The following is a 24,060-nucleotide window of genomic DNA, read 5'->3' on the forward strand; positions in this document are numbered from 1 at the left end:
GTCAAAACCCCATGCGTGCTGCGCGGCTGGTGAAGAAGATGCCGCTGGGTGAAGGCAGGCTCAGCGTGCTGAGTGTCTGCAAGGTCTGTGTGTCGATGACGGACACCAGGTTGGCGTCGCGCGAGGAGATCCACACGGCCTCGCCGCGTGGCGTGAACTCCATGTGCAGCACGGCCTTGCCAGGCTCCAGGGTCTGCACGATCTGGCGCGATTGCGTGTCGATGACCTGGACGCGGTGGTAGTCGGGCACGGCAAAGTTGACCCAGATCTGGCGGCCATCGGGGCGGGCCATCACGAACACGGGCTGGCCCGCCACGGGGATACGGCCCACTTCCTGCCAGGTATCGGTGTCCACGATCAAGACCTCGTGGCGACCGATGGCGGGCAACCAGACTTGCCGCCCGGCCACAGCCCAGCCCCGCAGGTGGGGCATCTTGTAGACAGGCAAGGGCTGCTGGCCACGGCCATAACCTTGCAGGATGCGGCGTGCCTGGGGCTGGGGTGCCCACAGGTCGATGAGGGCGAGCCCATCTTCGCCAAACAGGCCGGCGATGTAGTAGCGCCCATTCGGTGTCACCAGCGCATCGTAAGGCTGGTGACCGACTTGCTTGAACTTCTGCACGGCCGGTTTTTGAGGCGTGCTGAGGTCGGCGATCCAGATCTGATCGGCATCGAACAGCGAGAAGATGAAGCGGTGGCCGGGCAGATCGGCCAGGCCCACCACGCGGGACAGCTTGCCGGCGTCATATTCGGCGGGAATGTCGGCCACCAGGGCCAGGGTCTGGGCATCAAACACCTTGACGCCACCGGGCTCGTAGTTCTGTGCGGCTACCAGGCGGCCGTCTTGCGAAATCGCCCCGCCGATGCTGTTGCCGGCTTGCTGGGTGCGGGCTTCGATCTGACGGGTGAGGATGTTGAGCTTGGTGAGCGCGCCATCGCGGCCGAACACATAGGCATGGGCGCCATCGCGCGAGAACACGACCGAGGCGTGGGACAGATCACCCAGGCCCGGGATGTCACCCAACACGGTTTGCGTGCTGGTATTGACCACAGCCACAGTGCCATTGGCCCGCTCGATCACGACGCCCAGATCACCCGTTCCGATGGGGGCTGGCGTGCTGGCACAAGCCGCCAGGATGAGTGACAGGCTCAAGGTGAAGAGCAGGCTCAGGGGCAGGCGCAGGGCGTTGGTCAAGGCTGTTTCACCTCAGGAAAGCCGCGCAGGAGTTGCAGGGCAATCCAGCGGGCGTCTTGTTCATTGAGCATGCCCTGCCAGCCGGGCATCGGGGTGCCAGTGCGGCCTTGCAGGATCGTCGCGACCAGCGCAGGTACGGGGCGCTCGGCCAGGGCCTCGGGTGTCAGTGCAGGACCAAGGCCGCCTTTGAGGCGCATGCCATGGCAAGAGCCGCAGTCTTGCCTGACGATGTGGATGAGGGCCTGTTGCCTTGCTGGCGGTGGGTCGCGGTCAGTCGCTTGAGACCACGCGCCACCAGCCAGCAGGCACAGCGCCCCCACGGTGGCTTGTCGACATGCGGCCGCCCATCCTGGTCTGAATGAGGCATGGCTGGCGGGCCGCATGATGGTTGCCGCTTACTGCGTTTTCAGGATCTGATCCACGGCGCCCTTGAGGTCGGCGTCGTTGATCTTCTCAGGCGCGTTAGGCGGCATGGGGATGGGGCCCCACACGCCAGAGCCACCCTTGCGTACCTTTTCGATCAGCTTGGTGGACGCTTCCTTGTCGCCTTTGTACTTGGCAGCGATTTCTTTGAACGATGGGCCAACGATTTTCTTGTCCTTGCCGTGGCAGGCCATGCAGCCCGCCTTGGTCATGGCTTCGTCGGGTGCGGCCATGCTGCTGCCAGCGGCCAGAGCCAGGGCGCTCAGAATCAGAATGGGTTTGATCATGATGTGCTTCTTTCTGAGGTGATCAATAGACGTCGTTCTGGGTGTTGAACACGTTGAAGTGACCGGTCGGGGTGATCAGACGCGGGTCCTTGATGACGGCCTTGAGCTTGAGGGTCTTGTCGTCCACCACGACGATGGCGGACTGCTTGTCCTTGGCCGACCACACGGAAAACCACACTTCATCGCCAGCCTTGTTGTACTCAGGCTGAACCACGCGCATGGCGCCGCCGTCCTTGATGCCTGTCCATTCAGCGATCGGCAGGACCGTGAAGCCCTTGGCCAGGTTCTTGATGTTGTACACGGCCACGCTGCGCGAGATGGCTGGATCGGGGTTCAGCGGGTTGTCCACATACAAGTGCGTGGACTTCGGGTGGCTCTTGATGAAGAGCGAACCGCCGCCCTGGCTCTTGATGGTCTCGACCACCTTGAAGGCCTGAGCCTTGTGGTGAACCGGATCGGTGCCGATCAGCGAGATGGTGTCGTCACCCAGGTGGCCGGTAGACCACACGGGGCCAAACTTCGAGTGGATGAAGTTGGCGCCACGACCAGGATGAGGGATCTTGCCCACGTCGATCAACGCAGCCAGCTTGCCTTCCTTGAGGTCCACCGCAGCAATTTTGTTGCTCTGGTTGGCCGCCACCATGAAGTAGCGCTTGGACGAATCGAGGCCGCCGTCGTGCAGGAATCGGGCGGTGCCGATTTCGGTGGTCTTCAGCGCGTTGATGTCGGAGTAGTCCACCAGCAAGGTCTTGCCGGTTTCCTTCACGTTGACCACGAACTCAGGCTTGAAGTGCGATGCCACGATCGAGGCCACGCGGGGCTCGGGGTGGTACTCCTGCGTGTCCACGGTCATGCCGCGGGTGGCCACGATCTTGAGCGGCTCCAGTGTGTCGCCCTTCATGATGGTGTACTGCGGCGGCCAGTAGCTGCCGGCGATCGCCAGCTTGTCTTCATAGCCCTTGTACTTGGAGGTGTCGACCGAGCGGGCCTCCAGGCCCACGCGGATTTCGGCCACGTTGTCGGGCTTTTCCATCCACAGATCGATCATGTTGATCTTGGCGTCACGGCCGATCACGAACAGGTAGCGCCCCGAGGCTGACAGGCGCGAGATGTGCACCGCATAGCCGGTCTTGACGATGTTGATGATCTGCTTGGTGTCACCATCGATCAGGGCCACTTCGCCGCTGTCGCGCAGCGTGGTCGAGAAGATGTTGGCAATGTTGTACTTGTTCAGTTTCTTGGTGGGGCGCTTTTCAGGCGGGACAATGACCTTCCAGGTCGCCTTCATCTGCTCCATGCCGAACTCGGGCGGTGTCGGAGGGTCTTGCTGGATGTAGCGGGCCATCAGGTCCACATCGGCTTCGCTCATTTCGCCCGAGGTCATCCAGTTGGGCATGCCGGCCGGCGAGCCGTAGGCAATGAAGACCTTGAGGTAGTCAGTGCCCTTGGTGAGGGTGATGTCCGGTGTCAGCGGCTTGCCGGTGGCGCCCTTGCGCAGCACGCCGTGGCAACCTGCACAGCGTTCGAAATAGATCTTGCGGGCCTTGTCGAACTCCGCCTGTGTCATGGGCGGGGCTTTAGGGTTGGCGCTCTGGTACATGGGCTCGTTGGCGAGCGGCGATGTACCTGCCTGGTAGTTGATTTCAGGCTGCGAGGGGTTTTTGACATCTACAGCCTGGGCCCCGAATGCCAGTGCCACCGTCAGGGCGGCAGCCAGTCTGGCCATGCGCGGAGTGTTCATCTTGGTTTCTCCAGTATCGATGGGGCCGGCGGACAACCTGGCCCGGTGCTGTGCCGTTGGGGGTGCCAGTGGGGCGGCACGTGCTCGGGGTGGCGACATACCCTCAGAAAGAGCAAGGGCATGTTCGATCCGGAAAACAGGGCTGTCCTTGAAGCAGTTCAAGAAATTCAGGGCCCTCCACGCGTTGACGCAAAGGGGCGACGGTTGACTCTGGGTGGCTTGCGTTGGCGCAAGAGCAGGCTGGCGAAAGCGAGTTGGTGACGAATGTCACGCACGAGCGTGCAAATGCCATGAAGGTAGGCTGACGCGCTTTGTCTCCCAAGGTCACAATTTGCGGATGCGAGTTCCCGAGCGGATCTGGTCCGCCATGCTATTTCTGTCGTCCTCTGCCACGTTGGACACACGCAGCCGCGTCTCCACCCCGGACATTGAGGCGGAGATCCTGCTCGCGCAGGAGCGGGCTTCGCATGAGTTGTTGCCGGTCGCCAGCGTCGGCACGATCATCGCGGCCGTGGCGGTGTATGCCGTCTTGCGCCAGCGGGTTCCGGTGGATGCCCTGTTGTTTTGGCTGACCCTGCGGTGCGTGGTCAGCGTGGTGCGCCTGGTTCACTCCACGCTGTGGCTGCAGGGTGTGATCAAGCCTGGCAAATCAGGCATGCTCCTTTTTGCGTTCATGGCCATGCTCGATGGCCTGGTATGGAGTGCGCTGGGCTGGTATTTCACGCCGCTGTCCAGCCTCGAAGTGGCGGTGATCTCGATCGGCATGCTGATTGGTGTGGCGAGCATCGGCGCGATGATGCTGCAGGTCAACTTGCCCGCTGCGGTGCTTTTCGTGCTGACGGTGCTGGTGCCCAATGCCCTGTATTCGCTTGGCCGCGGTGATGACCTGGGTACGTTCTGCTTTGGCTGCGTGATGGGGCTGGCCCTGCTGCTCATGGTGGAGGCGCGTCGCTCCAATCGCCGCATCGTCGAGATGTTGCGCCTGCGATTCGAAAGCGAGCAGGTCAGCCAGGCCAAAACTCAGGCGCTGCAACAGGCCAAGCTCCTGTCTGAAACCAAGAGCCGCTTTGTGGCCACCATGAGCCACGAAATGCGCACACCCTTGCACGGCATCATCGGGCTGTTGCGCCAGATGCGGCGCGATGCCAGCGAGCCACTGGCCATCAAGCGCCTGAACCTGCTGGAGGGCTCGGGCGAGCACCTGCTCAACGTCATCAACGATGTCCTGGATTTTTCCAAGATCGAGGCTGGCGGCCTGCCCATCCATGCGCAAGCGTTCGACCTGCATGCCTTGTTGTCGGAACTTGCCGAGACCTCTCGGGTGAGTTGCGAAGAAAAAGGCTTGAGCCTGAATGTGCAACTGGACATCGCCGAAGGTGAGTGCGTGAATGGGGACCCTACCCGGGTGCGCCAGATCCTGCACAACCTGCTGGGCAATGCCATCAAGTTCACGCAGCAAGGTGAGGTGCGCCTGCACGTGTGGCGGGATGTGCGCACGCACCGCATGGTGTTCGAGGTGGCGGACACCGGCATCGGCATTGCGGCGCAGGAGCTGTCCCGTGTGTTCGATGCCTTCCATCAGGCCGAGGGCACCTACAAGCGCCGCTTTGGTGGCACCGGCCTGGGCCTGACCATCTCCAAAGACTTGTGCGTGGCCATGGGTGGCGACCTGACTTGCCGCAGCGAGCCGGGCCGTGGTTCGGTCTTCACCTTTGACTTGCCTTTGCCGGGCCTGGCCGGGCAGGCGGCGCCTGTCGGCGTGGGCGATGCACAAGCGATCGCGTTGCCGCCTGAGCAGCCTGCAGATGGGCACCCATGGCAAAGCGGCTCGACCACACCCCATGTGCTGCTGGTGGAAGACAACCCCGTCAATGCCTTGGTGGCCGAAGCGGAGTTGCTCCGTCTGGGCGTGCAGGTGACGGTGGTGGACACCGGGCATCAGGCGCTGGACTGGCTGGAGCAACAGCAGCCGGATTTGGTGCTGATGGACTGCGAGATGCCCGTGATGGACGGCATCGAAACCACACGCCGCATCCGGGAGCGTGAACGCCAGAAGGGCCAATCAGGCCTGCGCATCGTCGCCTTGACGGCCAATGGCCCTGAGGCCTTCGCAGAGCGTTGCAAGCCAGTGGGCATGAATGACCACCTGAGCAAGCCCTTCCGGCCGGAAGACCTGGCCCGTATCCTGGCCAGGCACTTGCGGCGCCCTGTGACGGCTGTTTGTGCTTGATGGCCTTCAGTGCGAGGTCTTCAAGGCGTAGTCTGCCGGCTTGCCCTTCAGCCCCTTGGCCACCAGGTAGCTGAAGTAGCGGCTGCCCGCGCGGACCTCCATGGCGCGCCAACCCGGTATGCGGTAGCGCACGGCGGTGGCGCGGTGCAGGCCCGTGACCACACTCAGCACCAGGGACCACACGGGGTGATGAGGAATGTGCAACTGGTCGGCCAAGGTGCGGCCTAACAGGCGACGTGATACCGCCTCCAGCGCGCCTTGAGGCAGGAAGAAGGGCGATTGCCAGGCCAGGCCCTGGTGCACGGCTGCGACCAGGGTGCGGCTGTTGTCGTCAGGTTTGATCAGGTCTCGCTGGAAGCGGGTGTACAACTGGCCTTCCGCTTCCAGGCTGTCGGGCAGCAGGCTCGGGTCCACGCCTTGCAGGTGGTTGCCCCAGCGCCAGAGCAACTGGTAGCCGCGTGCCTCTTCCTCGCTGATGACCACGCCCAGGCTGCGCATGCTGTTGACCAGCAGGCTGCTGAAGCCCAGGGCGGTCAGGCCCAGTTGCAGCTGGTTGATGGGGCTGCCGAGCTCGGCGCTGGGCCACTGCGCGCGGGCCAGCACATGGTGGCGCACCATGGCGTGCAGCAGGCGGACACGGATGATGGCCTGGTGCCCTGGCGCGCCCACCTTCAGGCCGCCAGGTTGCATCACCGCATGGACCATGGTCGAGGTTTCAAACAGGCGACGGACCACGTCCTGGCGCAGCCGGCCGGTGTGCAGCAACACCTTGGCCGAGCCTGGTGGTGTGTAGGTGACCAGCAGGCTGCCCAGCACGAAGGACGCGATGGACAGGGGCGCGCAGCGCAGGAACAGTTCCTGGCCTGCCTGCATGGCGTCCACATCGGCCCAGGACGGCACGTGGTTGACGCTGTCCATGAACTGCCGGTAGATGCCGCCTTCCTGCTCCGCCAGACGGTTCACTTGGCTGAGCAGGTCGCCATCGCGGCGCCCACCTGTCATCAAGGCGTTGATCACGGCGTCGGCCAGCGTGTCGCCACGTTGGGATAACTGCTGGTATGCCTCGGGTGTGGGAAGCGGCACGATGTCACCTTTGTTGTTCATTGCGATGGGCTGAGCTTAGCGAGCGGCCTGCGGGCTTGTCTTGACCGGGCTGACAAGGCGTTTTGACATCGCAAAGCAATGTGGGGAGATGGGTATCACCGTGCTGACTGCTGCAGGCTTTTATCTGCGTTACCTGCTTGACGCGCTGGCTGGCTTGGGGGTGGATGTGTCTGCCGAGCTGCCCGCGCTGGGTGTGGACCAGGCCGCGCTGGCCAACCCATCCTGCCGCGTGTCGCTGGATGTGGTCGACCAGATACTGAGCAAGGCCGCGCAGGCCGATGCAGCGCGCCTGGCGGATATGGCCGCGCAGGCGCCGTCAGGGCAGGGCCCTGGGCTGCCGCTTGGCTTGAGGCTGGGTGCGGCCGTGACGCCCGTGGCGCTGGATGTATTGGCTTATGCCAGCATGAGCAGTGGCACCTTGGGCGACGCGATCGCGCTCTTGTGCCAATTCGAGCCCTACCGGCTGGGCTTTGCGCAATGCGGGCTCAAGCAGGAGGGGGCTGAATCGGTGGTTGAACTGCAGGTTTCGGGCGCCTGGGCGAGCTTGCCTTTGCAGGTCGAAACGGCCTTTGCCGGTTGGGTGGAGTTTGGCCGCTGGATCACCGGCAATGTGTCGCACCCGGTGTGCATCGAGTTCGCACACCAGGCCCGCGCGCCGGTGGCGGTGTACGAGGCCTTCTTTCATTGCCCCGTGTTCTTCGAGCGGCAGCGCCATGCGGTGCATGTTCACGCGGCGCTGTTGAGCAGGCCGCTGGCCGCGTCCAACCCCCATGTCAGCCACCTGATGCGCGAAGAGTTGCAGCGCCGTGTGGACCGCTATGCCAAAGGCGAGCAGTTCATGGTGCGGCTGGTGCAGGCCATTGAAGCCTGCCTGGCCGATGGCACGCCTTCGCTCGATCAGGTGGCGCAGGCGATGTCCCTGGCGCCACGCCAGTTGCGTGCGCAGGCCGCAGAGGCCGGCACCACCCTGGTCAACGAGGTGGATGCCGTGCGCCAGCGCCTGGCGCGCCAGTACCTCACGGCCAGCATGCCCTTGGCCGAGGTCAGCCAGCGGCTGGGCTATTCGGAGCAAAGCGCCTTCAGCCGCGCTTGCGTGCGCTGGTTTGGTGTCAGCCCAGGCAAGTGGCGCCCGGATCAGGCCGCCAGCACCATCACGTGCTGCCCGGCAGACACGGCCCCGCCTTCGCGGCAACGCACTTGAATCACCTTGCCGCTGGAAGGAGCGAGCACCGGGAACTCCATCTTCATGGATTCCACAACCGCCAGGGTCTGGCCTTCGCTGACCTGCTCGCCCTCGGTGACCAGCACCTTCCACACGCTGCCCGGCACCGGGCTGCCCACGGCATGGGCGCCTTCGGGCACGGCATCGGCATCCGCGGCCGGTGCGTGATCGGGCTCGCTGAGGCTGCCATCCTGGCCTGAGGCCTTCCAGCGTTCACGCTCGGCGTCAAAGGCGGCCTGCTGTGTCTGCTTGAAGGCGGCGATGCTGTCAGCCTGTTGCGCCAGGAAGCCCTGGTACTGCTTGAGGCTGAACTGGCCTTCTTCGATCTTGAGCTTGAGCCGGCCTGCGGGGAAGTCCCGCCGCATCTGGGCCAGCTCGGCTTCGCTGACGGGGTAGAAGCGGATCTGATCGAAGAAGCGCAGCAACCAGGGCTTGCCCTGCTCGAAGTCCATGGCACCGCAGCCGGCGTCACGCCAGCGGTTCCACATCTGCACGGTGCGGCCCACGAACTGGTAGCCGCCTGGGCCCTCCATGCCATAGACGCACATGTAGGCACCGCCAATACCCACGGCGTTCTCGGGCGTCCAGGTGCGGGCCGGGTTGTACTTGGTGGTGACCAGGCGGTGGCGCGGGTCCAGCGGGGTGGCCACGGGTGCGCCCAGGTAGACATCACCCAGGCCCATCACGAGGTAGCCGGCGTCAAAGACGATGCGCTTGACGTCTTCGATGCTGCCCAGGCCGTTGATGCGGCGGATGAACTCGATGTTGCTGGGGCACCAGGGCGCATCCGGGCGCACCGACTGCATGTACTTCTCGATGGCCAGCCGGGTGGCGCTGTCATCCCAGGACAGGGGCAGCCAGACGGTGCGGGTGGGCACGACCAGGTCATCGGTGCCGGCCAGACTGGCCTCGGCTTCGTTGAGCGCGGCCAGCAGCCGGGCGCGGGGCAGGGCGCCGGGCTCGAAGTGGATCTGCAGCGAGCGGATGCCCGGCGTCATGTCCACGATGCCGGTGAGTTGCCCTTGGTCGCGCAGGGCTTGCAAGGCCGTCATCACGGCATGCACGCGAAAACGCAGCGTGAGGTCCAGGTGCAGCGGGCCGTATTCGACCAGGATGTAGCGGTCGCCGGCCTGGCGGATGACGCGGGCGGGGCGGGCTTCGGGCTCATGGACGTCTGCGGGGCGTTCTTCAACGATGGGTGACAGGCGTGTGGCCACCTCGCTGGCGGGTACGCCTTGGGGCAAGGTGGGGCAGCCCGGCAGTGCCTGGGGCTTGCGCGTGCTGGGACTCGTGCTGGCGCTTGTTGTGGCGTTTGTTGTGGCGCTGGTGCTTGGGCCTGCGCTTGGTCTTTCATCCGAGCTTGTGCCCACAGCGTTGATGAGCGCATCCTGCGCCGCTTGCATGGCGATAGCCTGCTCCAGCGTCAGCGCGTGAAAGCGCACGGTGTCACAGGCCTTGAGTTGGCCCAGCTTCCAGCGCTCGGCCCCCACGACCACCGCCGGGCACACGAAGCCGCCCAGGCTCGGGCCATCGGGCCCCAGGATCACGGGCATGTCGCCGGTGAAGTCGATGGCACCGATCGCGTAGGCGTTGTCGTGGATGTTCGAGGGGTGCAGGCCGGCCTCGCCGCCGTCGGTGCGGGCCCATTGTGGTTTGGGACCGATCAGGCGCACGCCGGTGCGGCTGCTGTTGTAGTGCACCTGGTAGTCGGTTGAAAAGAAGATGTCGATGTCAGGCGGGGTGAAGAAGTCGGGCGCGCCGTGCGGGCCGTACATCACGCCGATGTCCCAGTGGCGGGTCAGGGTGGGGGCCAGATCCTGGGGCAGGGCATGGTCCGGATGAGGTGTGGGTGAGCACACCGCGGCAAACGAGGGCGCGCCTTCGGGCGTGGCGTCGGCATGCAGCATGTCGCCTGTGCGCAAGGCACGGCCTGCATGGCCACCAAACTGACCCAAGGTGAAGGTGCTGCGGCTGCCCAGGTAGAGCGGCACATCCAGCCCGCCTTGCACGGCCAGGTAGGTGCGTGCACCGCCTTCGGCCAGCGGGGCCGTGCCCAGTTTCAACGTGCTGCCCGCCTTGACCGCCAGGGCGCGGTTGTAGGCGTGGTCACAGGGCAGGCGCACGCCGTCGAGCGTGACGGGCATGGGTGCACCGGCCAGCGCGATCACCATATCGGCATGAAAGCGCAGGGCAGGGCCGCCCACCGTGCATTCCAATGCAGCCGCACCCTCCCCATTGCCGATCAGCTTGTTGGCCAGGCGCAGGTGCAGGTCATCCATGGGGCCGCAAGGCGGCACGCCCACGTTCCAGTAGCCGATGCGGCCGGGCCAGTCCTGCACGGTGGTCTGCACGCCGCCGTCCAGCACCTCGATGGCGCGGGGTTGCCACTGGAAATCACCCAGCGTGAGGGTGACCACCTGGCCTTGCGCGAACACGGGCGAGGCCGTCACGGCACGCAGGTAGCGCAGGTTGGTTTCGATGCCCGACAGGCGGGTTGCGGCCAGCGCGTCTTGCAGCTTGCGCACGGCCTGCTCACGCGTGTCGGCGGTGACGATGAGCTTGGCGAGCATGGGGTCGTAGAAGGCCGGCACATCGGTGCCACGCTCCACCCAGCCATCCACACGGGCATCGTCAGGGAAGCGCACTTCGGTCAGCACGCCCGCGCTGGGCTGGAATTGGCGAGCCGGGTCTTCGGCGTACAGGCGCACCTGGATGGAGGCGCCTTTGGGCTCAGGCGCTTGCAAGGCCCACTGGTCACCGCGCGCCAGCTTCACCATCCACTCGACCAGGTCGATGCCGGTGACCTGTTCGGTCACGCCATGCTCGACCTGCAGGCGGGTGTTGACCTCCAGGAAATAGAAGGCGCCCGTGTCGGCATCCAGCACGTACTCCACCGTGCCGGCCGAGCGGTAGGACACCGCCTGGCCCAGGCGCACGGCCGCATCCAGCAAGGCCTCGCGCGTGGCGGCTGACAGGCCAGGCGCCGGGGTTTCTTCGATCACCTTCTGGTTGCGGCGTTGTGCCGAGCAGTCGCGCTCGCCCAGGGCCACGACCTGGCCGCGGCCATCGCCAAACAACTGCACTTCAATGTGGCGCGCGCGTTCAACGAACTTTTCCAGGAACAGCCCGGCATCCTTGAAGTTGGCACTGGCCAGCCGCGCCACTGCTTCATAAGCCGCGGCCAGCTCGGCTTCATTGCGCACCAGGCGCATGCCGATGCCACCACCACCCGCCGTGCTTTTGAGCATCACCGGGTAGCCAATGCGGCTGGCTTGCTGGCGGGCATCCGCCGCGTCTCGCAACAGGTCGCTGCCGGGGAGCAAGGGCACCTGATGCTGCTGAGCCAGCTCGCGTGCCGTGTGCTTGAGGCCAAAGGCGCGCATCTGATCAGGCGTCGGGCCAATGAATGCGATGCCGGCGTCTTCGCAGGCCTGCGCAAAGCCCGGGTTCTCTGACAGAAAGCCATAGCCGGGGTGGATGGCGCCTGCACCGGTGGCCTTGGCTGCGGCCAGGATGCGGTCCACGTCCAGATAGCTTTGCGCTGCCGGGGCCGGCCCGATGCACACGCTGGCATCGGCCATGGCCACATGGCGCGCGTCGGCATCAGCTTCGGAGTAGACGGCGACCGAGCGCAAGCCCATCTTGCGCAGGGTGCGAATGACGCGGCATGCGATGGCGCCGCGGTTGGCGATGAGGACGGTGTCAAAGCCCTGGTTGGAAAAGGTGGTGTCAGTCATGCGTGTTCAGCCCCAGACCAGGAATTGCGCGGGGGTGGGGTTGTAGGCGTTGCATGGGTTGTTGAGCTGCGGGCAGTTGGACACCAGCATCAGGATGTCCATCTCGGCGCGCAGCTCCACGTACTTGCCTGGGCCCGACACCCCATCGGCAAAGGTGAGCTGGCCGTCTTCGGTGACCGGCACGTTCATGAAGAAGTTGACGTTGGGCACCAGGTCGCGTTTGCCCAGGCCGATGTCGGCGTGCTGCAGGGCGATGAGGTAGTTGTCGCGGCAGCTGTGCATGAACTTCTTTTGCAAGGCATAGCGCACGGTGTTGCTCTCGGCTGCGCAGGCCCCGCCCAAGGTGTCGTGGCGCCCGCAGGTGTCGGCCACGATGGTCAGCATGGGGTTGCCTTCGCTGGACATCAGTACCGAACCCGTGGTGAGGTAGATGCCGCCTTGCGCCAGCATGGTGTCGGTGGCGCTGTAGTGCTCGGCGGCATCGTTGGCGTTGTAGAAGATCACGTCGACGGCCTGGTTGCCTTCCAGGTCCACGATGCGCAGGGTCTGGCCCTGGGCAATGCGCAGCAGGTAGGGCTCGCCGGATGGCAGCACGTGGTTGATGAGGGCTTGCGCCGGGTCGAGGGCACTTTCGTGGATGCGCACGGCCGTGGCTGCGGTGGTGTTCATGGTGGGCGCTCCAGTTCAGAGGTAGCTCATGTCGGCGTTGTGCAGGGCGCGTGCGCACTCGGGGCGGAAGGCCCTGTTGAAGTCGTCGGGCAAGGCGGGGCCGGACTTCCAGGCCGCCAGGCCCACCTTGCCCGGTGCGTACTCGGCACTGGGGTCCAGCGGGTGGGGGGCGGTCGAGAACGCGATCAGCGTGTCCATGTCGAAACGCAGCTCGACCATGGCACCGGGTGCAGCGTGCCGGGTGGCAAACCGGAAGCGCCCCTCCGCATCCACCGAGACCTTGCTGAAGAAGTTGACCGGGGCGATCAGGTCGCGCCGGCTCAGGCCGTATTTGCCGATCTCGATCAGCAGGCCATCCTTGCCGCTGCGGTACATGGCATTGCGGTGCGTGTGGAAGCTGCGCTCGCCATATTGGGCGTGCAGGCGCTGGGCATCCAGCAGCGCACCCATGGGGTCATGCCAGCCCAGGCTGTCTTCCGTGATGCTGGCCAGGGCGCGGCCCATGTCGCTCATCAACACGTGGCCGCGTGTGTAGTGGGCCGTGTGCTGTGCCTTGAGCGAGTCAGGCATGTTGTAGCGCTCCAGCTTTTCGCGGGCGTGGTAGAGCACCATGCTGAGGTTGGCGCCGGCATCCAGCGCCACCATGCGCAGGCGGCTGCCGCGCGGCATCACGTAGGACCAGTGGCCACCGCCGGGCACGATCTCTGACCACATCACGCGCGCTGCAGGCAGCTCAGGCGCAAAGCGTTGCCAATGCGGCAGTGCATCAACGGCCTGGCTGGAGGCTTGGCTGGCTGAGGGGGCGAAGGGGAGGTCGGTGGCGTCCTGGGCACCTGGGGAGCCATGATCGCGGCGGCCGCAACCATGGCTCCAGGCACTGTTGTCACCCAGTTCATCACCGGATGACGGACTACGCTGTTCGTCGGCTCGCATGGGACACCCTCCAAGGCAGGTTGAAAGCACGTGAGAGGACACTTCATGCGCTGAAGCGAACCTCCCGGGCTTTTGTCCCGCCGTGGAGCCAGTGTCGGTATACGGCCGACTCGGGCCGGCAGCTCTCGGACCAGACATCCCGCTGAACGCGAGACCGGAACCCTAGCCACCTTTTCGAAGCAACGACCATGGGCCGTTCCTCTCTGTGCCTTTGAATACGCAAGAGTGATGCCAGCCCGCTGCATGCGATTTGGGGCTGATTTGAGGCCAATTTGAGGTCGATTGGATGCCCCCGGTGGCGTCAACATGCCTTGTCTGCCTGATCCTGGTGCCTGGTCGTGGTGCGACCCGGTGTTTGGTGTTTTCCGGGGCTCGGATCTGGTGCGTTCCCCCGGGATGAGGGGGCCGATATGCAGCCCGCAGGCCTTTTTGTGCAGTGCACCCAAGGGCGTTTACGGTGTTGCGGCGGCGACGAGCTGTTGATACTGAAGCAGTCGCCTGGGGTTGTTGTTTAGTCCTTGTTGGGTGACCCACAACATGTCTGCCGATCAAGCTCACGCCAAAACATTGTCAGAACAGGTTCGCATCACGCGGACCCGGCTGCTTTTTTCCCACATCCCCCTTGGCACGACCATCGCCGTCGGGCTGGGGTGCCTGATCACCCTCCTGGTGGCCTATCTGGTCGATGGGGTGATCAGCCAGCAGGCCTGGATCTGGTTGGGCGGCCTGGTGGTCTTGTCGTCCTCGCACATCTACCGAAGCCTTCGGTATTTCCGGTCCCGAGACCGCCGCAACCCCATCTGGTTGAAGCGGGTCAAGTTGTTCATCCTGGTGCTCAGCACCTGGTGGGGCGGCCTGCTGTGGGCCATGCCCATCCAGGGCCACGTTGACGTGCAGGCCACGCTGGTGGGCGTGCTCATCGGGCTGGCGGCCTGCGGCGCCTTCATGCTGACCGTGGATCGCAACAGCGCACGTTGCTGGCTGGTGCCCATGTTGACGTCGGTGGCCTTGTACTGCGCTGTCCAGGCTTCCGTGCTGGGCTTGTTCGGCTTCATCACCGTGACCGGCTTCATCGGCATCCTGTGGCTGGAAACCGGGCGTGCGCACCGCCGCATGGACGAATTGCTGTTCTTGCGCTTTACCAATGACCGCGTCACCTCGTCCCAGGCGGCGGCCCTGCGCGAGGCGGAAGAGCTGAACCAAGCCAAGGGGCAATTCCTGGCCACCATGAGCCACGAGATGCGCACCCCGCTGCATGGCATCCTGGGGCTGTCGCGCCTGATTCGGGCCGAGTTGCAAAGCCAGCAAGCGCACGAGCGCATGAACCTGCTGGAGGCCTCGGGGCAGCATCTGCTGGGCGTGATCAATGACGTGCTGGACTACTCGCGCCTGCAGGCTGGGCGCATGGAGCTGTCACCGGCGGCGGTTCGCCTGCCCGAGCTGGTTCGCGAGGTGACGGCCCTGGCGGCGGTCAACGGCCTGGACAAAGGGCTGGACGTGACCATGGCCTGCGACCTGCCCGAGCACTACTTCGTCGAGGTGGATGGTGGGCGCCTCAAGCAGATTCTCTACAACCTGCTGGGCAATGCCGTGAAGTTCACCGAGCGCGGGCAGGTGACCATGCGCGTGCGTGAGATCGCCGATGCGCAGACCGGCAAGCCGCAGGTGTGCCTGGAGGTGGAGGACACCGGCATCGGCATTCCGCCTCATGAGCTGAGTCGCGTGTTCGATGCCTTCCACCAGGTGGACGGCCGCTATGAGCGCAAGACGGCAGGCAGTGGCCTGGGGCTGAGCATCGCCCGCCAGTTGTGCCTGGCCATGGGCGGTGACCTGGCTTGCGACAGCGAGGTTGGCAAGGGCTCCGTCTTCCGTTGTGTTCTGCCCTTGAAGCGTGTATCAGCACCCGCTGTGGCCCAGGCTGCCCCTGCGGCCGTGGAGGCGCGCCAGGCCACCAGCGCAGCCCCACGTCATGTGCAGCCGGTGGAGGCGGCAACCGCGAGCGATCCCATGCACACCTCACCCCAGGCCGCCACCGTGCTGCTGGTGGAAGACAACCCCGTGAACGCCATCGTCGCCCGCACGGAGCTGGAGCAGATGGGCTTGCAGGTGGCACATGCCGAAAACGGCCAGTTGGCGCTGGACTGGCTGGCCGAGCACGAGGCGGATCTCGTGCTCATGGACTGCCACATGCCCGAGATGAACGGCTTTGATGCCACCCGTCACATCCGTGCCATCGAGTCCCAACGCGGCGATGTGCCGGTGCCCATCGTGGCACTGACGGCCAGCACGCACCAGGAAGTCCAGCAAGCCTGCCTGCAGGCCGGCATGAACGATTGCCTGTCCAAGCCCTTCCTGCGTGGCGAACTGCTGCGCATCGTCAAGCGCCATGTGAGTGACCGCAGCCGGCGCGCCCGCCGAAGCAAGCTGGGCACGGGCCTGGTGGGTGCGACCTGACGCCAAGGGGCTCAGGCGCTACGCCGCAACGCTCAGCGCGTCAGCGGCCTGGTGCGCTCCAGCAACCAGGCCAGGGCTTCGCCCTCCAGCAAGGGCATCAGGCGGCGGTGCACCTCGGCGTGGTAGGCATTGAGCCAGGCCAGTTCGTCGTCACGCATCAGGCTCAGGTCGATGCAGCGCGTGTCGATCGGGCACAGCGTGAGGGTCTCGAAGGCCAGGTACTCGCCATGCTCCGGCGAACCCACAGGCGCATCGGGCACCTGCGGCACCAGGGGCACATTGAGCACCAGGTTCTCGATGCGGATGCCCCATTGCCGGGGGCGATACAGCGCGGGCTCGATGGAGGTGATCATGCCGGGCTGCATGGCCATATTGGCATCCGGCACAGCCTTGGAGATGGACTGCGGCCCCTCGTGCACATTGAGGAAATAGCCCACGCCATGGCCCGTGCCGTGGCCGAAGTCCATGCCGTGCTCCCACATGGGCGCACGGGCCACCGCATCCAGCATGGGGCCCAGGGTGCCGCGCGGGAAGCGCATGCGCGACAAGCCCATCGTGCCTTTGAGCACCAGGGTGTAGTCGCGTTTTTGCGCAGCGCTGGGTGTGCCAATGGCCCAGGTGCGCGTGATGTCGGTCGTGCCGCCCAGGTATTGCGCGCCAGAGTCGATCAGGAGCAGGCCTTCGGCACACAGGCCTTGCGGCGTGCTGATCTGGGCGTGCGATTCGGGTGTGGCGCGGTAGTGGGGCTGGGCGCCATTGGCATTGAAGCCGGCAATCGTGGGGAAGCTCAGCGACACATAGCCTGGCTGCCTGGCGCGCTCGGCACTCAGGCGCTCGTCAATGGTCAGCTCGCTGATGTGTTCGTGGCCCAGCGCCTGCTCCAGCCAGGCGTAGAACCGGCACATGGCAGCGCCATCGCGCGCCATGGCTTCGCGAATGAAGGCCGCCTCTGCATGGGTCTTGCGTGACTTGGCCAGCGTGCTCGGGTTGATCGCCTCGATCACCTTGACGCCCTCAGGCACGGCTTCACGCAAGCCCCAGGTGATGCGCTTGGGGTCGATCAAGAGGCTGGCGTCTTTCGGCAGCGCCTGGATGGCGGGCAAGGCCTGTGCATACGGTTGGACCAGCACCCCGTCTGCCGACAGGCGCGCCTGCAAGGCTGCATCGATCTTGCCTTCACCGACAAACAGGTCGACCTTGTCATGGCTGATCAGCGCGTGGCCCAGGAAGACGGGGTTGTAGTCCACGTCTGCACCGCGCAGGTTCAGCAGCCAGGCCAGGTCGTCGAGCGTGGCGATCCAGTGGTGCGTGGCGCCTTTGTCCTTCATGGCCTGGCGCAGCGCTGCCAGCTTCTCTGATCGAGGTGTGGCGGCATACGGCAAGGCATGCTCATACACCGGTGCGGTGGGCAGGCCCGGGCGATCAGGCCAGATGCCATCCAGCACGTCGTCCCTGGTGTGCAACTGCCACTGGCGGGCCTTCAAGGCATCGGCCAGCATCTGTGCCTGGGCCAGGCCCATGACCGTGCCATCCACGGCCAGGGTGAGGGCTTGCCCCCCCCCCGGATTCAAGTCAGGCTGCTCAACAAGCCACTGCACATAGGCCGGCACGGCCGGGCCATCCAGCTTGACCAGGTCCACGCCACTGCCGGCCAATTCGGTCTCGGCCTGCTCCCAGTAGCGGCTGTCCGTGAACACGGCGGCACGGGTGGGCGACACCAACAGCGTGCCGGACGAGCCTGTGAAGCCGCTGAACCACACGCGGCCCTGCCAGCGCTCTGGCAGGTACTCGGACAGATGGGGGTCACTGCTGGGGATCAGTGCGGCTTGCCAGCCTTGTTGGGCCAGGCGGGCGCGCAGGGCCTGCAGTCGTGCGGCGATGGGGCTGGGTGCGGGAGCATTCACGGGGTGGGGCCGCGCCGGGGTGCGCGCATGTAAAACACAGGCCCCCATGTTGCCACGAGCCGCCCGGCCATGGGCTGGCCGGGGAGAAGCGGTGGCAGGTGTCTGACACCTGGCCACCAGGCCAGCGCGCCTGTTCAGCGCGCCGGTGAAGGCTGTGCGCCGGCGGGGCCAGGTGCGCCAGATGGTGCCGACGTGACCACTGGCGTGGCTGCAGTCACGCTGACCGGCGGCACGGGCGGCGGTGCCACACGCACCAGCATCGCGTTGGGCTCCAGCGCGTGTGGGTCGGGGAACACGCGTGCATGGCGCTGCGAGGTGAAATAGGCCCAGGCCCAGTCCATCATCACCACGGTGCGGTTGCGGAAGCCAATCAGGAAGTACACGTGCACGAACAGCCAGAACAGCCAGGCCGAGAAGCCACTGAACTTGATCTGCTTGTTGATAAAGGGGATGTCCAGCATGGCCACGGCAGCGCGCTTGCCGATGGTGGCCATCGAGCCGTAATCGAAGTAGCGGAAGGACTGAGGCTCCAGCCCCTTCATGCGCCGCATGATGTTGAACGCCGCCTTGCGGCCCATCTGCTTGGCGCCCGGACTCACGCCGGGAACAGGCGTCGGGTGCTTGGGATCCAGGTAGCTCTTGGCCGAGGCCAGGTCGCCCACCACATAGATATTGCTGTGCCCGGGGATCGTCAGGTCAGGCTGCACGATGACGCGGCCGGCGCGATCGAGCTGGCAACCCGTGCTCTTGGCCAGGGCGCGGCCCAGCGGCGAGGCCGCCACACCCGCTGCCCAGACCACCGTGCGGCTGGGCAGGAAGTGCGAGGTGGCCTTGGTGCTGCCGTCGGCCTGGGTTTCGTGGATGTCGTAGTGGATGCCGAAGGCCGTGATGTTGGTGACCTTGGCGCCAGTCAGCACCTCGGCGCCCAGCATCTCCAGCTGCTCCTTGGCGCGCTTGGACAGGTCTTCCGTGAAGGTGCCCAGCACACGGGGCGCGCCTTCCAGCAAGATGATGCGGGCCATGCGCGAATCAATGCGGCGGAACTCGGTGCTCAGCGTCTGCTGGGCGATCTCGGCCATGGTGCCGGCCATTTCCACGCCAGTCGGGCCTGCGCCCACCACGGCAAAGGTCAGCCAGGGTTCGCGCTTGGCAGGGTCGGTTTCCCGTTCGGCCTGCTCGAAGGCCGTGAGCACGCGGCGGCGGATGGTGAAGGCATCCCCCAGCGTCTTGAGGCCCGGGGCGTATTTCGCCCAGTCGTCGCGGCCAAAGTAGCTGTGGGTCGCGCCAGCGGCCAGAATCAGGTGGTCATAATGGATGTGTTCGCCGCCATCCAGCACGATGCAGTCCGATGCCGTGTCGATGGAGGTGACCTCGCCCATCAGCACCGTCAGGTTGCCGCGCGCAATCTGCTTGCGCAGGATGTGCCGAATCGGGCCGGCGATCGCCGGTGCCGGCAAACCTGCTGTGGCCACCTGGTAGAGCAGGGGCTGGAACAGATGGTGGTTCGTCCGGTCGATGACCACGATCTCGACGTCGGCGCTGGACAATGCCTTGGCCGCCTCCAGGCCGCCAAAACCACAGCCGATGATCACGACACGGGGTTTTTGCTGCGCAGTGGTTGATCCGGTACCAGAAAACGACGAGGTAGATAGGGTCATGCGCGACAAGAGGGAAGGTGGGACGAACAGGCGCCGGGCAGCTTCCGCCCCAGCGTCCTAAAGAACTAGGTATTTATACCAGTAACCCACTGTTCCATGTGGCTTTGCACCTCACTGGTGCGCCCCTTGATTGCGGGGAAATTGCATCAAATCGCCCCTTGGCGCAGCGCTTGGCCGTCCTCGGCATCCGAGGTGATGGGCGCTTTCGACATGACGAAACCGGCCTTGCCCGCATGCTTGGCGGCGTACATCGCGGCGTCAGCGCGCTGGCACAAGGCCTCGCCCGTCTCGCCGGACTGCATGATGGCCGCGCCAATGCTGGGGCTGACCACCACGGCATCGCCGTCCATGTCATGGGGCACCGACAGGCGCTCGACGATGCGCTGGCAAATGCGCACCATTTCACCCGGGTTGCCCGCGCCCTCCAGGATCACGGTGAACTCGTCGCCCGCCAGGCGGCACACACAATCGGTCAGCCTCACACAGGTCAGCAGGCGTTTGGCCACCTCGGCCAGCAGCTTGTCGCCGGCCGCATGGCCGTAGCGGTCGTTGACGCCCTTGAACCCGTCCAGGTCCACGTACAGCACTCCCAGCGTCTGCGGATTGCGGCGTGCACGGGCCAGGGCCTGGCCAAGGCGCTCGCCAAAGGCGCGGCGGTTGGGCAGGCCGGTCAGGCTGTCGTGGCGCGCTTGCTCGGCCAACTCGCGCTGGTGCGCCTTGAGCACCGAGATGTCACTGAACACCCGGATGTGCTGGGTGATCTTCTGCAGGTCATTGCGCAGGGTGCTCACGCTCAACCAGGTGTCAAGCTGGCGCCCGTCCTGGCAGACCTGATGGCTTTCGCCTGACCAGCGCTGGCTGCCACGCAGTGCTTGTGCCACACCCGGCAGATGCGACTCGCGCAGCGGGGGCATGCCCAGCAACTCGGCGCTGCGCCCGATGACTTCGGCCGGTGTCATGCCCGTCAAATTGAGGAAGGCCGGGTTGACCATCACGATGCGGTCCACGGCGTCGCTCACCACGATCGCATCACCGGTCTCGTCGATCACGCGCGAGGCCAGCTTGAGCTGCTCCGCGGCCTCTCGCTGAGCGGTCACGTCGTGGGCAATGGACAGGATGTGGTCGACTTCACCGTCCACGCCATACACCGGCGCCTTGATCAGGTCCACGATGCGTTCGCCCAGGGGTGTGCGGTACACCAGATTGGGAAAATGGTGGATGCGCGGGTCACGCAGCACCGCCAGATCCTGCTCGTCGCCGCGGCGGGTGATCTCTGGCGGCAACAGCCCGTTGGCCTTGCGGCCCAGCACCTTGTCGGCCGGCAACTGCATGATCTCGGCGGAGGCCTTGTTCCACACCACATATTCACCGGCGCTGCTTGGGCGGGTGCTGCGCGCAAAGACGGCCATGGGCAGGCAGTCCACCAGGGTGCGGTAGAACGCCTCCCGCTCGCGGGCCACGTTCATGGCCTGGTGCGCCTCGGTGGTGTCGCGCGACACCAGGGCCACACCGCCATCGATCGGGATGATCTGGTGATGCAGCCAGCGCGTTGCCCGTTGATCGCCCGGGCGCACATAGGCGTGCTCTTCGATCTGGGGGAGCCCTGACTCGATGGCCGCGTTCACGCGGTGCAGGAAGCCATGCTGCAGCTGCGATGGCAGCACATCCACCAGCATCTGGCCCTGAAGTGGCGCCGCATCGGCACTCAACAAGGCATGGGCTTGCTGATTGGACTGGGCAATCTGGTAACCCATGAAGCGGCCAAGCGGGTCCCGTCTGGGTTGCAGCATCACGATGCCGACCTCGCAGCCTGTCGCCACGGCCTGCCAGAGCCTTTCGGTCTGCAAGGTTTTCTGCAGCGACTTGTGCATGCGCCTGTGGCTGAGCCACATGGTCAGGCCCGCCGCGCTGGCGATCAGTGCACCCGGCCATTGGGCAGAAGAATGTGGCGAGGACGACAACGCAATACCGAGGGCCAGGCCGGCGGTGGACAGCAACTGGGCTGCGACCGAGGGGCGACGGTGAGTGGTGGGCGTCCCCATGATCATCGAATGGATGAGTGAAGACATGGACACCCCGACTGCAAATAAATAACAGCTTCCCGGTTTTCGGACGATCTGTGCGCAGCTTGAGGGGGTGTTTTCCGATACGTGGGATGCCCAGCCTGCGTTAAGCTGCCCGCACTGCATCAACGACACCGTGTGTTGAGAGGGCTGCCGGCGCACTGGGTGGCCACATCATCCGTTCCATGCCGACCATTTCCGAGCACGACGCACTACCTGCAGGCACCCGACTTGGCGAGTTCGAGATCCAGAAAATCCTGGGTATCGGCGGCTTTGGCATGGTCTATCTGGCGATGGACCACGCCTTGCAGCGCCTGGTGGCCATCAAGGAATACATGCCCGCCGCACTGGCCGGGCGTGGGCCTGACAACGACGTCATCGTGCGTTCGGCCTCCGGCGCCGAGACCTTCAACCTGGGCTTGCGCTCGTTCATCAACGAAGCGCGCCTGCTGGCCCGCTTCGATCACCCCTCGCTGGTGAAGGTCTACCGCTTCTGGGAAGCGCACGGCACGGCCTATATGGTGATGCCGTACTACCAGGGCCAGACGCTGCTGCAGGTGCGCCGCGCCATGAGCGGCCCGCCCGACGAGGCCTGGTTGCGCCGCCTCATCATGCCTTTGCTGGGGGCTCTGGAGTGCCTGCACAAGGAAAACGTCTTCCACCGCGACATCGCGCCCGACAACATCCTCTTGCTGGACGACGAGAGCGGCCCGGCCAAGGGGCGTCCGGTCTTGCTGGATCTGGGCGCCGCCCGCAAAGTCATTGGCGACCATTCGCAGACGCTGACGGCCATCGTCAAGCCCAGTTTCGCGCCCATCGAGCAGTACGCTGAAACGGTCCAGATCCGCCAGGGCCCCTGGACGGACCTGTACGCGCTGGCAGCGGTGGTGCATTTCTGCATCACGGGCCGCCCACCCATGCCGGCGACCGCGCGCTCGGTGCATGACGATCTGCCCACCTTGAGGCAAATGAGCTCGGGTCTGGCCAGCGGTTTCGACTGCCACCTCAGCGAGTCTTTTGCCAACGCCATTGACCAGGCGCTGGCTGTTCGCCCACAGGATCGCCCGGAATCCATCGCAGCCTGGCGTGAAGCCTTGTCTGGCATCGTCAGCGCACCGGCGGATGCCCGCGCGCAACAGCATCCGCACAGCCACCCTCAAACGGTGCTCGTGCGCCAGGAGGGCCATGAAACCTCGCCCGGGCACAAAGCCATCGAGGCGCAGGCCTATATGACGACGATCCCGGCCGCAGGCAAGCTGCATGCGCCGCCAAGCTGGCCACCTGCACCGCAAGGCGGTGACCCCTTGCCTGTCACCATGCCCCTGTCGCCGGCGCTACACCGTGATGAGGCGCATCGGGCTGTGGCTGCCGGCTCCCCTGGTGGTGTGCGTCATGGCTTGAAATGGGCTTTTGCGGCGCTCGTGCTGCTGGGCGTGATCGCCGTCTGGTGGTTGCAGCGCACAAGCCATCAGGCCCGACCACAAGCGGTGTCAGCGCAGGCCACCCAACGTGTGGGCACTCAAAAAGCAGCGTTGACACCCGAGTCAAGAAAGGCCGATCGGCAAGATGCGGGCTCGCGCACGGATGCCCGCAAGCCGTCGGGCGACGCGGTTGCGGCCGGCGCCAGCGAAGCCAGGACGCGTCGCCAGGCCCCTCAGGAGGCCGTTGCTTTGCGCAAGGACGATGACCGGGATGTGGATGCGGGTGATGCTTTGAGCCCCCGCAAGGCTTGCGCGGGCAAGTCATTCATCATGCTGGCCATCTGCATGAAGCGCCACTGCGCCAGGCCTGATTACACGGCTCACCCCGAGTGCGAGCGCATGCGGCAGCAGGAAGCGGCTCAGCGCACCAACTACTGATACCAGCTCAGGCGGCAGCCCGGCCGTCGTTCTGGCGCAAGGCCAGCCAGGTTTGTTGCAGTAGGCGCGCATCGGCACTGGCCCGGTGGCGCACCAGGCCCGTGCTCAAGGCCACACGGCGCTTCACGTCATGCCAGCGTGCGGCATCGCTGTCAGTCAGCAGGCTGCGCAGGCTTTCGAGCTTGAAGCTGGGGCTGCGGTCGGCGGCTTCGTAAAGGCGGTTGAGCCAGGTGTAGTCGTGCGCCCAGGCATCCGTGTAGACCACCATGCCATGCAGGCGCTCATTGAGCACGTCAACGATTTCCAGCGGGCTGCGGCCGCGTTGCTGCAACTGATCGCGCGTGATGTTGTGAACGGCCGCGGCATTGGGGTCCCAGTGCTGCCAGTCATCCAATGGTTTGACCAGGCTGCACCATGCCTGACCACAGGGTTGTACAAACCCGACCTCGATGGGATAGCTGCCCAGGCCAAAGCCTGACGCTTCTATGTCCAATATGGCGGGTGGGGAAACGGCCGAAGCCTGGCTGTTCGAGACCGACATCTGTTGCCCTGATTTCTGACGTGGTGCATTTCGCCAGTGA

16 protein-coding genes and 1 riboswitch are annotated in these 24,060 nt (G+C 65.2%); of the genes, 4 read left to right on the forward strand and 12 right to left on the reverse strand.

The window, feature by feature from the left end; genetic code table 11:
• Position 1 precedes the first annotated feature (1 nt).
• The 4 genes from HY836_RS00165 to HY836_RS00180 are packed head-to-tail and all read right to left on the reverse strand — an operon-like array spanning position 2 to position 3,646.
• The gene (locus HY836_RS00165; protein WP_290672834.1) at positions 2-1,153 is read right to left on the reverse strand and encodes a cytochrome D1 domain-containing protein; all 1,152 of its coding nucleotides are present in this window, start codon (positions 1,151-1,153) and stop codon (positions 2-4) included.
• 38 nt (positions 1,154-1,191) lie between these two features.
• Positions 1,192-1,578: a cytochrome c gene (locus HY836_RS00170; RefSeq protein WP_290672132.1), complete on the reverse strand. Its 387-nt coding sequence runs from the start codon at positions 1,576-1,578 to the stop codon at positions 1,192-1,194.
• Between the two features lie 12 nt (positions 1,579-1,590).
• Complete coding sequence (locus HY836_RS00175) at positions 1,591-1,905, reverse strand: c-type cytochrome (protein WP_290672134.1); 315 nt, start codon at positions 1,903-1,905, stop codon at positions 1,591-1,593.
• A 22-nt stretch (positions 1,906-1,927) separates the two neighbouring features.
• Positions 1,928-3,646: a nitrite reductase gene (locus HY836_RS00180; RefSeq protein ID WP_290672136.1), complete on the reverse strand. Its 1,719-nt coding sequence runs from the start codon at positions 3,644-3,646 to the stop codon at positions 1,928-1,930.
• A 367-nt stretch (positions 3,647-4,013) separates the two neighbouring features.
• Here HY836_RS00180 and HY836_RS00185 point away from each other — a divergent pair, with 367 nt between their 5' ends.
• Positions 4,014-5,876, forward strand: a complete 1,863-nt coding sequence (locus HY836_RS00185; RefSeq protein ID WP_290672138.1) for an ATP-binding protein — start codon at positions 4,014-4,016, stop codon at positions 5,874-5,876.
• Positions 5,877-5,882: 6 nt separating this feature from the next.
• On the opposite strand, the gene HY836_RS00190 is transcribed toward HY836_RS00185, so the two are convergent.
• Entirely contained in the window at positions 5,883-6,980 is a 1,098-nt protein-coding gene (locus HY836_RS00190; protein ID WP_290672140.1) for an oxygenase MpaB family protein, read from the reverse strand.
• Positions 6,981-7,068: 88 nt separating this feature from the next.
• Between HY836_RS00190 and HY836_RS00195 the strand changes: the two genes are divergently transcribed.
• Entirely contained in the window at positions 7,069-8,181 is a 1,113-nt protein-coding gene (locus tag HY836_RS00195) for an AraC family transcriptional regulator (RefSeq protein WP_290672142.1), read from the forward strand.
• Here HY836_RS00195 and HY836_RS00200 read toward each other — a convergent pair.
• The 3 genes from HY836_RS00200 to HY836_RS00210 are packed head-to-tail and all read right to left on the reverse strand — an operon-like array spanning position 8,115 to position 13,541.
• Positions 8,115-11,939 carry a 5-oxoprolinase/urea amidolyase family protein gene (locus HY836_RS00200; protein ID WP_290672144.1) on the reverse strand — a complete coding sequence of 1,275 codons (3,825 nt, stop codon included), beginning with the start codon at positions 11,937-11,939 and terminating at the stop codon, positions 8,115-8,117. The genes HY836_RS00195 and HY836_RS00200 overlap by 67 nt on opposite strands.
• A 6-nt stretch (positions 11,940-11,945) precedes the next feature.
• The gene (locus HY836_RS00205) at positions 11,946-12,584 is read right to left on the reverse strand and encodes an urea amidolyase associated protein UAAP2 (protein ID WP_290672837.1); all 639 of its coding nucleotides are present in this window, start codon (positions 12,582-12,584) and stop codon (positions 11,946-11,948) included.
• 39 nt (positions 12,585-12,623) lie between these two features.
• Positions 12,624-13,541 (reverse strand): urea amidolyase associated protein UAAP1, encoded by a 918-nt coding sequence (locus tag HY836_RS00210; RefSeq protein ID WP_290672146.1) that lies wholly within the window; start codon positions 13,539-13,541, stop codon positions 12,624-12,626.
• Between the two features lie 59 nt (positions 13,542-13,600).
• Positions 13,601-13,718: riboswitch (guanidine-I (ykkC/yxkD leader) on the reverse strand.
• A gap of 360 nt (positions 13,719-14,078) precedes the next feature.
• Between HY836_RS00210 and HY836_RS00215 the strand changes: the two genes are divergently transcribed.
• Positions 14,079-15,995 carry an ATP-binding protein gene (locus HY836_RS00215; protein ID WP_290672148.1) on the forward strand — a complete coding sequence of 639 codons (1,917 nt, stop codon included), beginning with the start codon at positions 14,079-14,081 and terminating at the stop codon, positions 15,993-15,995.
• A gap of 32 nt (positions 15,996-16,027) precedes the next feature.
• On the opposite strand, the gene HY836_RS00220 is transcribed toward HY836_RS00215, so the two are convergent.
• The 3 genes from HY836_RS00220 to HY836_RS00230 all read right to left on the reverse strand — a co-directional run bounded on the left by HY836_RS00220 (position 16,028) and on the right by HY836_RS00230 (position 21,626).
• On the reverse strand, positions 16,028-17,899 hold the full coding sequence (locus HY836_RS00220) for an aminopeptidase P family protein (RefSeq protein WP_290672150.1): 1,872 nt from the start codon (positions 17,897-17,899) through the stop codon (positions 16,028-16,030).
• Positions 17,900-18,033: 134 nt separating this feature from the next.
• Positions 18,034-19,557 carry an NAD(P)/FAD-dependent oxidoreductase gene (locus tag HY836_RS00225; RefSeq protein WP_290672152.1) on the reverse strand — a complete coding sequence of 508 codons (1,524 nt, stop codon included), beginning with the start codon at positions 19,555-19,557 and terminating at the stop codon, positions 18,034-18,036.
• A 146-nt stretch (positions 19,558-19,703) separates the two neighbouring features.
• Positions 19,704-21,626 (reverse strand): bifunctional diguanylate cyclase/phosphodiesterase, encoded by a 1,923-nt coding sequence (locus tag HY836_RS00230; RefSeq protein ID WP_290672154.1) that lies wholly within the window; start codon positions 21,624-21,626, stop codon positions 19,704-19,706.
• A gap of 179 nt (positions 21,627-21,805) precedes the next feature.
• Between HY836_RS00230 and HY836_RS00235 the strand changes: the two genes are divergently transcribed.
• Positions 21,806-23,479 (forward strand): serine/threonine-protein kinase, encoded by a 1,674-nt coding sequence (locus tag HY836_RS00235; RefSeq protein ID WP_290672156.1) that lies wholly within the window; start codon positions 21,806-21,808, stop codon positions 23,477-23,479.
• A gap of 7 nt (positions 23,480-23,486) precedes the next feature.
• Here the strand turns inward: HY836_RS00235 and HY836_RS00240 are convergent, their stop codons facing one another.
• A complete protein-coding gene (locus HY836_RS00240; protein WP_290672158.1) occupies positions 23,487-24,020 on the reverse strand; it encodes a hypothetical protein in 534 nt (177 codons plus the stop codon).
• Positions 24,021-24,060: the final 40 nt, after the last annotated feature.

This window comes from Aquabacterium sp., assembly GCF_016234775.1.
Classification (GTDB): Bacteria; Pseudomonadota; Gammaproteobacteria; order Burkholderiales; family Burkholderiaceae_C; genus Aquabacterium.

What these genes read in the sequence shown, in the direction of transcription:
- HY836_RS00170 (WP_290672132.1), bottom strand. Translation starts at nt 1,578, where the DNA reads ATGCGGCCCGCCAGCCATGCCTCATTCAGACCAGGATGGGCGGCCGCA.
- HY836_RS00175 (WP_290672134.1), bottom strand. Translation starts at nt 1,905, where the DNA reads ATGATCAAACCCATTCTGATTCTGAGCGCCCTGGCTCTGGCCGCTGGC.
- HY836_RS00180 (WP_290672136.1), bottom strand. Translation starts at nt 3,646, where the DNA reads ATGAACACTCCGCGCATGGCCAGACTGGCTGCCGCCCTGACGGTGGCA.
- HY836_RS00185 (WP_290672138.1), top strand. Translation starts at nt 4,014, where the DNA reads ATGCTATTTCTGTCGTCCTCTGCCACGTTGGACACACGCAGCCGCGTC.
- HY836_RS00190 (WP_290672140.1), bottom strand. Translation starts at nt 6,980, where the DNA reads ATGAACAACAAAGGTGACATCGTGCCGCTTCCCACACCCGAGGCATAC.
- HY836_RS00195 (WP_290672142.1), top strand. Translation starts at nt 7,069, where the DNA reads ATGGGTATCACCGTGCTGACTGCTGCAGGCTTTTATCTGCGTTACCTG.
- HY836_RS00200 (WP_290672144.1), bottom strand. Translation starts at nt 11,939, where the DNA reads ATGACTGACACCACCTTTTCCAACCAGGGCTTTGACACCGTCCTCATC.
- HY836_RS00210 (WP_290672146.1), bottom strand. Translation starts at nt 13,541, where the DNA reads ATGCGAGCCGACGAACAGCGTAGTCCGTCATCCGGTGATGAACTGGGT.
- HY836_RS00215 (WP_290672148.1), top strand. Translation starts at nt 14,079, where the DNA reads ATGTCTGCCGATCAAGCTCACGCCAAAACATTGTCAGAACAGGTTCGC.
- HY836_RS00225 (WP_290672152.1), bottom strand. Translation starts at nt 19,557, where the DNA reads ATGACCCTATCTACCTCGTCGTTTTCTGGTACCGGATCAACCACTGCG.
- HY836_RS00230 (WP_290672154.1), bottom strand. Translation starts at nt 21,626, where the DNA reads ATGTCTTCACTCATCCATTCGATGATCATGGGGACGCCCACCACTCAC.
- HY836_RS00235 (WP_290672156.1), top strand. Translation starts at nt 21,806, where the DNA reads ATGCCGACCATTTCCGAGCACGACGCACTACCTGCAGGCACCCGACTT.
- HY836_RS00240 (WP_290672158.1), bottom strand. Translation starts at nt 24,020, where the DNA reads ATGTCGGTCTCGAACAGCCAGGCTTCGGCCGTTTCCCCACCCGCCATA.